Below are 11,632 nucleotides of genomic sequence, written 5' to 3'. Positions count from 1 at the left end.
ACGGTCTCGGGGCCCGACCACGAAAAACCATCTGGCGTGTGACGGCCACGGTCGGCTCAGCTTCGTGTCTCGGGTGAGACCTTCTGGCGCCGGGCTCGATTTGACCTTGACGTTGGCGTCAAGGTCTACGTTCGAGCCCATGGCTGTCCAGTATTCAACCGTGGTAGACGGTGAACCGGCTGACCCGAACCTGCTGTCCGGGGTGGCATTCGCCGGGTTCGCGCATTTCACGGCGATGCAGGTCCGCGACGGCGGGGTTCGCGGTCTCGATCTGCACCTCGAGCGGCTGGCTTCGGCCTCGAGGAAGCTTTTCGGTGCGGAGTTGCCGAACGAGCAGATCCGAGACGATCTGCGGGGCGCAGTGGGTTCGTCGCCGCCGGATGCCTCTCTGACGGTCACCGTCTTCGATGCGAACGGAGAGTTCACCAACGACGAACGACCGCCGTCGCTCCACACGCTGATCCGAACCGGACCGCCTTCTGACGGTCCCGCCGGGCCGCTGGCATTGGCGGTTTTCGAGCATGAGCGATTCATGCCCGACATCAAGCACGTCGGCGAGGGTGCCAAGACGTTTTTCATGCGCCGTGCCCGCGAAGCCGGGTTCGACGACGCCGCATTCACGGACCGACGCGGCAAGCTCACCGAAGCGTCCATCTGGAACCTGGCATTCTTCGACGGTGACACCGTTGTCTGGCCCGAGGGCGAAATCCTCACCGGGACCACGATGGGCATCGTTCGACGCCAGCTCGCCGAGAGGGGTGTGCCGCAAGACATTCGCCCCATCACCCCGGCGGCGGTAAGAGAGTTGGACGCAGCAGTGGTCATGAACTCCTGGACAGCGGGAACAGCTGTGCACCGCATCGGCGACACGTCCTTGCCGGTGCGACCCGACCTTGTCGGCTTTCTGCACGACGTATATGCAGCAGAACCCCTTACCCGTCTGTAGGGCCACTGGGCGTGTTTCGATCACGGTGCGCCCAACCAGTGCCTGGGGCAGCGGTGGCGGTGAGGGTGAAGCCATGACCTTCACCAGCACACTCACCGGAAGGAAACGCCTGTGACCCGTCGTATCCGTTTCAACGCCTTCGACATGAATTGCGTTGCGCACCAGTCACCCGGCTTGTGGCGTCACCCGGACGACCGGTCGCACCAGTACAAGGAGCTGACCTACTGGACGGACCTGGCGCGACTGTTGGAGCGCGGGCGTTTCGACGGGATATTCATCGCCGACGTCCTTGGCACCTACGACGTATACGGCGGTAACGACACGGCCGCACTGCGCCAGGGCGCGCAGATCCCGGTCGCCGACCCGCTGCTACTGGTCTCCGCGATGGCGGCAGTGACCGACCATCTCGGTTTCGGTGTCACCACCGGCACCGGGTTCGAACACCCGTACCCGTTCGCCCGCCGCCTGTCCACGCTGGACCATCTGACCAAAGGCAGGATCGGCTGGAACGTGGTCACCGGATACCTCCCGTCCGCGGCCCGCAATTTCGGCGCGGCCGACCAACTCGACCACGACGAGCGCTACGACCAGGCCGACGAGTATCTCGAGGTGCTCTACAAGCTGTGGGAGGGTTCGTGGGAAGACGACGCGGTGGTACGCGACGCCGCCGCGGGCGTCTACGTCGACCCGGCGAAGGTGCACCACATCGGGCACGGCGGAAAGCATTTCACGGTACCGGGGATCCATTTGTCCGAACCGTCTCCGCAACGCACCCCTGTGATCTATCAGGCCGGCGCCTCATCCCGCGGCGTACGGTTCGCCGCCGAGAACGCGGAGGCGATTTTCGTGGCCGCACCGTCGAAACGGGTGCTCGCGCGGACCGTGCGTACTGTGCGCGACGCGCTGGTGGCCGCGGGCAGGGACCGGTACGCCGCCCGGATCTACGCGTTGGCCACCCTCGTTCCGGACGCGACCGACGAGGCCGCGCGGCGCAAACACCAGGAGTACCTCTCCTACGCGAGTGTGGAAGGCGGCCTGGTGTTCGTCTCCGGCTGGATGGGTGTCGACCTGTCCCACTACGACCTCGACGACCCGATCGGCGAGGTACACAGCAACGCGATCCGTTCCATCGTGGCGGCGTTCCAGGAGTCCGACGACGAGGGCCGGGAATGGACGGTGCGCGATATCGGGCGCTTCGCCGCGATCGGCGGTGTCGGACCGGTATTCGTCGGGTCGGGGGAGACGATCGCCGATCGGTTGCAGGAATGGGCCGCGGACACCGACGTGGACGGATTCAACCTCGCGTATGCGATCACGCCGGGGACGTTCGAGGACGTCGTCCGCTATGTCGTCCCGGTCCTGACCGAACGGGGCGCGTACCGCACCGAGTACGAGCCGGGCACCCTGCGCGACCAGCTGTTCGGCGCGGGCGATCGGCTGCCGGACGACCATCGCGGCGCCCGCTACCGCCTCGGCGCACCGGATTCGACCGTCCTGCCCGACGAACTGTCCCGCGAGCCGCGCCAGGCGGTGGCGGCGACCGGGTGAGATGCCGGTCGGCTGCCGACCGACGAACGGGCGGTGCGTCTCCGGGCCGGGACGAGACCAGATTGCGGTACCTGCCGCCCCGGCCCCGGCGCGCCTACCGTCCCGGACCGGCCACGACCGCGCCGACTCCCTCCGCCGGGTCGATACCGGCCTCGTCGAGCGCTGTCGTCGCCGGTTCGGGATCGACTGCGCCCTCGGGAAGGTCGGGCGCCGGAATCGATTTGATCCGGTACAGGAACTCCGCCGCGGTGTCGACGAGAGCGGCGCTGTCCCCGGTGGGGACAAAGGGGAGTCGCAGCCGCACCCCGCCGGGGCTACCGCCCTGGGCTGTGGGCCACTCCCGGTAAAGGGAGTCGCGCAGATCCTGGTCGGAGAAGCCTTCCGTCTGTTCCTGGGCGAGCCGCACGATCTCGTCGGCGTTCGCCGCAGCGGCAAGGAACCGCTGGGCGTCGAGTTCGGCCCGTAACCAGCCTTTGGCCGCATCCGGGCGGGTATCCAGGAATTCCTCGTCCATCAGCATGAACCCGCCGTCGAACTGATCGGCGAACGCGCCGCTGGCGACACGTTTCGCCGATCCCGCGTTGACGAGTTTGGAGGCCGTCGGCTCCCAGACGATCGCGCCGTCGATCTTGCGGCTCTCGAAATTCGACGTGATCACGTCGAGACTCCGATTCAGGTACGAACCGGGCCGGACACCGAGTTGTTCGAAACCCGACTGCGCGATGCGATCGGTGCAACTGCCGTGCGGCGTGGCGACGGTCTTACCGTCGAACCAGCCGATGGCCTCCTGCTGGGTGGCGAAATCGGGCCACCTCCGAGAGTCGAGACGATCCGCAGGTCGCGGGTGGCGCGTTTACTGCTTCCCACGAGGACAGCGGGTTCGTTGATGAGCGCTCGCGCCAGTTCCGCACGTCGACGCATCCCGCCGGAGAGTTCGCCGGGGTAGCGGTCATGGAACTCGGCCACCCCATCCGGGCCAGCAGATCCTTGGCCCTGCGGCGGGTTCCGGGATCGTCCTGGCCTCGGGCGCGCGGCCCGAACAGCACGTTGTCGAGTGTGGTGAGCCACGGCCCAGGCGGATCACCTCACTGGAGGCGAATCCCACCAGCCCGAGGGTGATCATCGCGATCACGACGGTGGGATACCGGGTTGTGGTGTAGGAGGTGTTGATCAGGTAGCCGAGCCCGTACTCGCCTGCGATCATCTCGCCCGCCACCAGCGAGAACCATGCCACGCCCATGGCGATCTGCAGGTCGGTGAAGATATACGGCAGCGCTCCGGGCATCACCACGGTGCGCAGCACGTCCACCGGCCGGGCACCCAGGCAGCGCGCGGCACGAATCAGGTTCGGATCGATCGAGCGGAATACCGGCCGCACCGCCCAACCTCTGGCAGCCGACCGTTTCCGCCGACGGCGCGCTGTTCGCGGCAGTGGTGATGCCGCCTCAGCGGGCTCGGTCACCGCTGTGGTGCTCACCGGGTGCTCCACTCGATACCGGTCATGGGCATCAGCTGGTGGGCGCCGCCGCGAACGGGGCGGCGGCGGGCCGCACGGCCCGGCGCACCGTCGGCCGCCACAGTCCGCGCCGCTCCAGGATCGGCAGCACACCCTCGCCGAACCAGTACGCCTCCTCGACATGCGGGTAGCCGGACAGGATGAAATGCGTGATGCCCAGCCGCGAGTACTCGATGAGCCGCTCGGCCACCTCCTCATGGGAGCCGACGAGCGCCGTCCCCGCTCCGCCGCGCACCAAGCCGACGCCCGCCCACAGGTTCGGGGCGATCTCGAGCCGGTCGGTGTTCCCGCCGTGCAGTTCCACCATGCGACGCTGCCCTTCGGATTCGCTGCGGGACAGATTCGCCTGTACCCGTTCCACATCCCCGGGATCGATGCCCTCTAGCAGCCGATCTGCCTCCGCCCACGCCGCTTCGGAGGTGTCGCGGGTGATCACGTGGATGCGCAGCCCATAGCTCAGCTGCCGACCGTGGTCGACGGCGAGGCGACGAACCCATTCGAGTTTCTTGCTCACCGCGAACAGTGGCTCGCCCCAGGTGAGATAGGTGTCGGCGTATCGGGCGGCCACCGGCCCGGCGGGAGCGGACGACCCGCCGAAGAAGAGGGGAGGAGCCGGGTCCGGGTGGTTGTTCAGCAACGCGTCCCGGACTTGCAGGTGTGTGCCCTCGAAGGTGAACGGTTCCCGGGAACGCCACAGCTCCCGCACGATGTGCAGGAATTCCCCGCAGCGTTCGTACCGCTGCTCCTTGTCGAGGAAGTCACCGTAGGCGCGCTGTTCGTGAGGTTCACCGCCGGTGACCACGTTCAGCAGCAACCGGCCACGGGAGTGCCGCTGGAACGTGCCCGACATCTGCGCGGCGAGCGTCGGGGAGATCAGGCCGGGACGGAACGCCACCAGGAACTTCAGGGTTTCCGTGGTCTCCACCAGCATGGCGGTGGTGAGCCAGGCATCCTCGCACCAGGCCCCGGTCGGTGTGAGGACGGCCTCGAAACCGTTCTCCTCCGCAGCGCCCGCGACCTGGTTCAGATAGCGCAGCGACGCGGGCCGGTCACCGGACATGGCGGTTCCGTGTCCGCCCGCGACGAGACCGCGCGAATCGCCGTAGGTGGGCAGGAACCAGTGGAACGACAGGCTCATCCTCAGATCTCCTTCGGGGCATACAGATGCCGGGGGGATGCGTCCTCGGCCGAGCGTCGAGCCTGGACGACCCCCGATTGTGGTGCCGCCGGCCCATCCGGTCACCAGTTCGAATCGGCCCGATTCTTAACTGCACGGCCGGGACGGAAAGGTGCGGGATTTCGATCGCGGTGCGCGTAACCGGTGAGGCCGGCGGCGTCTCCGGCCATCGTGAGCGAATGACTTCCACCGCTGCACGATCGATCTCCGATGCCGAACTCGACGAGATCTTCACTCCGATCTACGAGCGCATCGCCGCCGGTGCGGTCGACCGTGAAACCGACCGCCGACTCGCCTACGACGAGGTGGGGTGGCTGCGCACGGCGCGATTCGGCGCGCTGCGCGTCCCCGTGGAATACGGTGGCTTCGGCGCGGGTGTGCGGCAACTGTTCCGGCAGTTGATCGAACTGGCGGCGGCCGAATCGAATCTGCCGCAGGCACTACGTGTGCACTGGGTGTTCGTCGAGGATCAGTTGTCCGCCGAGACCGGTCCGCGGCGCGACCACTGGCTGCGCGCCGTGGCCGAGGGGACGCTCGTCGGGAATGCCATCACCGAACCCGGCGTGGGCGCGGTGGACCGATACCGGACCCGCCTGACGCCCGACGGGAACGGCTGGCTGCTCAACGGGGTGAAGTACTACAGCACCGGTTCGCTGTACGCCGACCATATTCTGGTAGCCGCCGACCGGGCGGGAGACCGGGTCGCGGTGCTGGTCGATGCGAACGCCGCCGGGGTACGTCAGCACGACGACTGGGACGGCTTCGGGCAGCGACTCACCGCCAGCGGCACCACCGAGTTCACCGATGTCGCCGTGCACGAGGAACAGATCCTCGGACCCGGATACGGTGCCGCCGGACCGACCTACGCCACCGCCTACCTCCAACTGATCCAGCTGGCCGTGCTCGCGGGCATCGCGCAGCGCGCCGAACGCGATGTGCGGGAATGGGTCGCGCAACGCACCCGTGGCTACACCCACTCCGCCGCCGATCTGCCCCGCCACGATCCGCTCGTGCAACAGATCATCGGCCGGCTCTCGGCCGCCGCGTTCAGCGCCCGCGCCACCGTCCTCGCCGTGGCCGAACTGCTCGACGAGGTGCTGGCGGCGGGCGTGAAAGACGAAAAAGCGCTGGTGGAGGTCGAATTGGCGGCTGCGCAGGCGCAGCTCGCCGTGATCGATACGGTACTGCCCGCCACGAGCGAGCTGTTCGATGTCGGCGGGGCGTCCATCACCTCCGAACGGCTGCGGCTGGACCGGCACTGGCGTAATGCTCGCACCGTCTCGGTGCACAATCCGGCGATCCAGAAGGCCCGCGCGATCGGTGACCACCTGCTCAACGGCGCGGACCTGCCGTTCGCGTGGAGTGCGGGGGAGCGGACCTCCGGAGCGAGCCGAGCAGCGACCGAGTAAGCCGGTTCGCCGAGCTCGACGCCGGTCGTCTGTGCCGCCCGCGACCTGTGTGGAACACCGGCGGGTTGTTCGCGGTCGTTCCGGCTCCGGTCGCTCGATACGCAGTTGTCGCTGGGACCGCCGTCCTCGTGGGCGCGGCCCCTGCTCCTTTCTCGGACTGTCGGCGCATCGTGCCCGGGTGGCGAGCCGAGCGCCGGGCCGCCACCCGGCGGGGTACCGCCGTCGGCCCACTCCGGCAGAATCGGCGCCTCGTCGTACCGGTCTGCACGGTGGTACGGCTACGAGCCGGGTGGAGGGAGCGAGTCGAGGAAGACCTCGCTGATTCGCTCGAGCCCGCGCCGGTCCAGGTCGTCGAACCGGGCAGGGCGGGGGCTGTCGAGATCGAAGACGCCGACGAGTTCGTGGCCGCGTACCAGCGGCACCACGATCTCCGAACGGGAGGCGGCGTCGCAGGCGATATGCCCCGGGAAAGCGTGCACGTCGGGTACGAGCTGGGTGCGACGGGTGACGGCGGCGGTTCCGCACACGCCCGTACCGAGGGCGATGCGTACGCAGGCCGGTTTGCCCTGGAACGGTCCGACGACGAGTTCGGCGCCGTCGAAGAAATAGAAGCCGACCCAGTTCACCTCCGGCAGGGCGTGATACACCAGGGCGGCCAGATTGGCGGCATTGGCGATGCGGTCGGCCTCGCCGGCAACCAACGCCGCGGCCTGATCGGCGAGCTGCCGATACTGTTCGGCGCGGTCTCCGGTGAGGGTTTCGGCACGGAACGACATGGTCGAATCGTAGACTGGGCGGCCCGGCGCGCGGATGCTGCGACCGATGCGGAGTGTGCGCGTAAAAGCCTGTGGTAAACGGGTTTCCGCTATTGATTTCTCGGTGATCGCAACTCTCTGGCGACACACCGGACGGCACAACGATGGTCGTATGACATCTCAGCACACCTCCACAAACCGTAAGGCCGCTATCATCGGCGCGGGCCAGGCCGGCGCCACCGCCGCGCTCGGACTGCTCGACATCGGCTTCGACGTCACCGTGTACAGCAATCTGGACCGGGACGCCTTGCGTAACAACGTCCCCGCGACCGGCACCGCCTTGATCTTCGGTGAGGCGCAGGACGCCGAGGAAGCCCTCGGCCTGCCCACCTACCGGGACCGCGCCCCGCTGCACAGCGGGTTGACCGTCCGGATCGCCGGCGGCGGCGACGAGCTCATCGCCTTCGACGGCGAATTCGACGGATATGTCGGGCTCGCCGTGGACACCCGACTCAAAGCCGGGGAACGGCTCGACGCTTTCGTCGAGCGGGGCGGCCGGTTCATCGTTGACGAGGTGACCCCGGAAACGGTCGACGCCATCGCCGCCACCAACGATCTGACCCTGATCGCCACCGGTCGCGGCGGTCTGTCCGACCTGTTCCCGATCGATACCACGCGCACCGTCTACGAGGCGCCGCAGCGCAGCGTGCTGACCGTGACCGTCACCGGCCTCGGCTACGACGAATCGGTGTTCGCGCACCGCAGTCCAGCCGGCGGGGGGCGTTGCGGGTTCTCCATCCTGGCTGAACAGGGCGAGGGGTGGTGGGGGCCCTATCTGCACAAGGACGTCGGCCCGAGTTGGGCGTTCCTCGGATGGGCACGACCGGGCAGCGATTGGGAGAAGCGCTTCGCCGCCGCCGATTCCGCTGTCTCGGCGCACCGGATCGTGCAAGACCTGTATCGCGACTACCTCGACTGGGATCTGCCCGAGGTGCTCGCCACCAAGGTGATCGACTCCGATCCGCACTCGTGGCTGAAGGGTGCTGTACGGCCCCTCGTGCGCGCTGGTGTCGGCACTACCGCCGCCGGTCATACGGTGGCGTCGCTGGGGGATGCCTCCGTCGCCTACGATCCGATCGCCGGACAGGGCGCGCAGAGCGGTCTCATCCAAGCACAGCGGCTGGTCGCCGCGGTCAAAGACCACGAGGGCCCGTTCGACGCCGCCTGGCTGAGAAACCAGTACGAATCGTTCTTGGCGGCCCGTTCGGACGCTGCCGCGAAAGTCACCAGACTGTTCCTGAGCGATCCGGAGTTCGGTGAGATCGGCAACCAGTTCTTCGCCGCCGCCGCGGTCGATCCGCGGTTCGCCGCCGCCCTCGTCGGCCTGCTGCACCGGCCCCAACCCTTCCTCGACGTGAACTCGACCGAGGACGCACAGGCCTACATCACGAAGATCACCGGCGAGGACGCGGGCGCGCTACTGGAAAAGTTCCGCCCCGCCGGCCGTTTCGCCCGATCCACCTACGATGCGGCGGCATCCACCGGTCCCTGACCGGCGGGCTCGGGCAATCCGATCGGGCCGATTCAAACCCTCGTATCCGGTTCCCGGCACTGGTGAACTGAATGGGCGTCGGGCACCAGTTGCCAGGCCCGGCGCCCATTCGAGGAGTTCCACGGCAGCGGCGGGAGCAGGGATGACCACCGAGAAGATCACCGATCAGGTCCAGTTCGCCTACTGGGTGCCCAATGTCAGCGGCGGTCTGGTCACCAGTGCTGTGGAGCAGCGCACGAGCTGGGACTTCGACTACAACAAGAAGCTGGCGCAGACCGCCGAACGCAGCGGTTTCGACTACGCGCTCTCCCAGGTCCGCTACACCGCCTCCTACGGGGCGGAATACCAGCACGAGTCGACCTCGTTCAGCCTCGCGCTGCTGGGCGCCACCGAACGCCTCAAGGTGATCGCGGCCGTCCACCCGGGGCTGTGGCATCCGGCGGTGCTCGCCAAGTTCGGCGCCACCGCCGACCATCTGTCCGGTGGCCGTTTCGCCATCAATGTCGTATCCGGTTGGTTCGCCGGGGAATTCACCGCGCTCGGCGAGCCCTGGCTCGAGCACGACGAACGTTACCGCCGCAGCGCGGAATTTCTCGAGGTGATCCGCAAGATCTGGACCGAGGACAACGTGAACTACGGCGGCGACTTCTACCGTATCCGCGATTTCACCCTGAAGCCCAAACCCCTCAACTCGCCGGCTCGGCCGAATCCCGACCTGTTCCAAGGGGGTAATTCGACCGCCGCACGACGCAACGGTGGCAGGTACGCCGACTGGTACTTGTCCAACGGTAAGGATTTCGACGGTGTCACCGAACAACTCGACGATCTGCGCGCTGTCGCTCGCGAACACCATCGCGAGGTCAAGTTCGGCTTGAACGGCTTCATCATCGTCCGCGACAGCGAGAAGGAAGCCCATGACACCCTGCGCGAAATCATCGCCAAGGCCGATAAGCCCGCGGTGGAGGGTTTCCGTGATGCCGTAAAACAGGCCGGGGCCGCCACCCGGGACCGCAAGGGCATGTGGGCCGACTCCACCTTCGAAGACCTCGTCCAGTACAACGACGGTTTCCGCACGAAGCTGATCGGCACCCCGGAACAGGTGGCCGAACGGATCGTCGCTTACCGCAACCTGGGCGTGGATCTCATCCTGGGCGGATTCCTGCACTTTCAGGAAGAGATCGAATACTTCGGCGCCACGGTGCTTCCGCTGGCCCGGGAATTGGAGGCCGCGCACATCCCCGTCGCGGTCGCGGGCCGATGACCGTCGTCGCGGCCGAGCGCATCACCTCGGCGGACGAGGCCCGCGCTGTCGCCGCGCGTATGGCGGCAGAGTTCGCGCCCGGCGCCGCCCACCGCGACCGCGAGCGGGAACTGCCGTTCGCGGAGATGGATCGGTTGGCCGCCAGCGGTCTGCTGGCCATCACCGTGCCCGCCGTGCTCGGTGGAGCGGATCTGCCGCCGAGCGAGCTCGCCGAAGTGGTACGGGTGCTCGCCGTCGCGGATCCGAATATCGCGCAGATCCCGCACAGCCATTTCGTCTACGTGAACCTGCTGAAACTGGCCGGGTCCGACAGCCAGCAGCACCGATATCTGGGGCAGGTGCTGTCCGGCGCCCGGATCGCCAACGCCCAGTCCGAGCGGGGCGGCGCCACGGTCACCGATATCGCCACCACCGTGCGGCCGATCGACACCGGCACCCGATTCCGGATCGATGGCGTGAAGTACTACTGCACCGGTTCGCTGTTCGCGGATCTGCTTGCGGTGCTCACCCGGCTCGACGACCCGGACGAGCGTTCCGGTCTGGTGTCGGGCCAATACATCGCCTACCTTCCGGCCGACACACCCGGTGTGGAGATCGTCGACGACTGGGACGGTATCGGCCAGCGCACCACCAGCAGCGGGACGGTGGTCTTCGACAGCGTCGTGGTCGACCGGGACCAGTTGGTGCATCGGTCCGCGGCAGTCGACGCCCCGACCGCGTACGGCGCGTTCGCGCAGCTCCTGCACGCAGCCATCGACGCCGGTATCGCGCGCGGGGCGCTGAATGCCGCTGCCGAGTTCGTCCGGACCAAGAGCCGGCCGTGGTTCGAGGCCGAGGTGGCACGCGCTGTCGACGATCCGCTGGTGATCCAGCGGGTCGGTGAGCTCGCTGTGAGCGTGTCCGCTGCCGAGGCCGCCCTGCTTGCTGCCGGGGCGGCAGTCGACACCGCCCGGAACGCGCCGGACCGAGTGGGCGCGGCATCGATCGCGGTGGCCACGGCGAAAGTGCTCGCCGACCGTGCCGCCACCGAGGTATCGAGTGCGCTGTTCGAGGTGAGCGGCACCCGCAGCGCCGCGGCCGGGCTCAACCTGCACCACTTCTGGCGCAATGCCCGCACTCATACCCTGCACGATCCGGTCCGCTGGAAGTACCAGCACATCGGTCGGTCACTGGTGCACGGCACCCCGCCGCCGCTGCACGGCGTCATCTGACCGGCAGCCGCACGAGAACGAGAAGAGGACCACGAACCATGACTCATCTCTCCGAGGTTCCCGACGGTGTCGGCCTGCGCCGCGCCTTCGCCCACTTTCCGAGCGGGGTGGTGGCAGTGTGCGCGGAGATCGACGGTCAACGATACGGGATCGCGGTGAGCACGTTCGTTCCCGTATCCCTGGATCCACCGCTGGTGTCGTTCTGTGTGCAGAACACCTCGGCGACCTGGCAGCGACTGTCCCAGGTCGATCGGCTC

11 protein-coding genes are annotated in these 11,632 nt (G+C 67.7%); 7 read left to right on the top strand and 4 right to left on the bottom strand.

All coding sequences use genetic code 11. The features are described from left to right. Window positions 1-139 precede the first annotated feature (139 nt). Both B0T44_RS16620 and B0T44_RS16615 read left to right on the top strand, forming a co-directional pair. The gene (locus B0T44_RS16620) at window positions 140-946 is read left to right on the top strand and encodes an aminotransferase class IV family protein (RefSeq protein ID WP_077116748.1); all 807 of its coding nucleotides are present in this window, start codon (window positions 140-142) and stop codon (window positions 944-946) included. A 111-nt stretch (window positions 947-1,057) separates the two neighbouring features. Beyond that, a complete protein-coding gene (locus tag B0T44_RS16615) occupies window positions 1,058-2,494 on the top strand; it encodes an LLM class flavin-dependent oxidoreductase (protein ID WP_077116747.1) in 1,437 nt (478 codons plus the stop codon). 94 nt (window positions 2,495-2,588) lie between these two features. Here B0T44_RS16615 and B0T44_RS16610 read toward each other — a convergent pair whose 3' ends face one another. The 3 genes from B0T44_RS16610 to B0T44_RS16600 form a co-directional block, all read right to left on the bottom strand. Beyond that, the gene (locus tag B0T44_RS16610; RefSeq protein ID WP_077116746.1) at window positions 2,589-3,152 is read right to left on the bottom strand and encodes an ABC transporter substrate-binding protein; all 564 of its coding nucleotides are present in this window, start codon (window positions 3,150-3,152) and stop codon (window positions 2,589-2,591) included. A gap of 291 nt (window positions 3,153-3,443) precedes the next feature. Further along, window positions 3,444-3,971, bottom strand: coding sequence for an ABC transporter permease (locus tag B0T44_RS16605; protein WP_254854187.1), 528 nt, complete (start codon window positions 3,969-3,971; stop codon window positions 3,444-3,446). A 31-nt stretch (window positions 3,972-4,002) separates the two neighbouring features. Further along, complete coding sequence (locus tag B0T44_RS16600) at window positions 4,003-5,148, bottom strand: LLM class flavin-dependent oxidoreductase (RefSeq protein WP_077116745.1); 1,146 nt, start codon at window positions 5,146-5,148, stop codon at window positions 4,003-4,005. A gap of 218 nt (window positions 5,149-5,366) precedes the next feature. Here B0T44_RS16600 and B0T44_RS16595 point away from each other — a divergent pair, with 218 nt between their 5' ends. After that, a complete protein-coding gene (locus B0T44_RS16595) occupies window positions 5,367-6,596 on the top strand; it encodes an acyl-CoA dehydrogenase family protein (protein ID WP_077116744.1) in 1,230 nt (409 codons plus the stop codon). Between the two features lie 278 nt (window positions 6,597-6,874). Here the strand turns inward: B0T44_RS16595 and B0T44_RS16590 are convergent, their stop codons facing one another. Next, window positions 6,875-7,372 (bottom strand): GAF domain-containing protein, encoded by a 498-nt coding sequence (locus tag B0T44_RS16590; protein ID WP_077116743.1) that lies wholly within the window; start codon window positions 7,370-7,372, stop codon window positions 6,875-6,877. Window positions 7,373-7,523: 151 nt separating this feature from the next. Here B0T44_RS16590 and B0T44_RS16585 point away from each other — a divergent pair, with 151 nt between their 5' ends. From B0T44_RS16585 to B0T44_RS16570, 4 genes are all read left to right on the top strand, one after another. Continuing rightward, window positions 7,524-8,903, top strand: coding sequence for a styrene monooxygenase/indole monooxygenase family protein (locus tag B0T44_RS16585; RefSeq protein ID WP_077116742.1), 1,380 nt, complete (start codon window positions 7,524-7,526; stop codon window positions 8,901-8,903). Between the two features lie 142 nt (window positions 8,904-9,045). Further along, window positions 9,046-10,164, top strand: a complete 1,119-nt coding sequence (gene sfnG / locus B0T44_RS16580; RefSeq protein ID WP_077116741.1) for a dimethylsulfone monooxygenase SfnG — start codon at window positions 9,046-9,048, stop codon at window positions 10,162-10,164. Further along, window positions 10,161-11,375, top strand: coding sequence for an SfnB family sulfur acquisition oxidoreductase (locus tag B0T44_RS16575; protein ID WP_077116740.1), 1,215 nt, complete (start codon window positions 10,161-10,163; stop codon window positions 11,373-11,375). The genes sfnG and B0T44_RS16575 overlap by 4 nt, the downstream gene beginning before the upstream one ends. Window positions 11,376-11,413: 38 nt before the next feature. After that, on the top strand, window positions 11,414-11,632 hold a 219-nt coding region (locus B0T44_RS16570; RefSeq protein WP_176219225.1), incomplete at its 3' end, for a flavin reductase family protein.

Source organism: Nocardia donostiensis (genome assembly GCF_002081715.1).
Taxonomy (GTDB): Bacteria; Actinomycetota; Actinomycetes; order Mycobacteriales; family Mycobacteriaceae; genus Nocardia; species Nocardia donostiensis.
The sequence above is the reverse complement of the archived record's forward strand: the minus strand, read 5'-3'. Positions and strand labels throughout refer to the sequence as shown.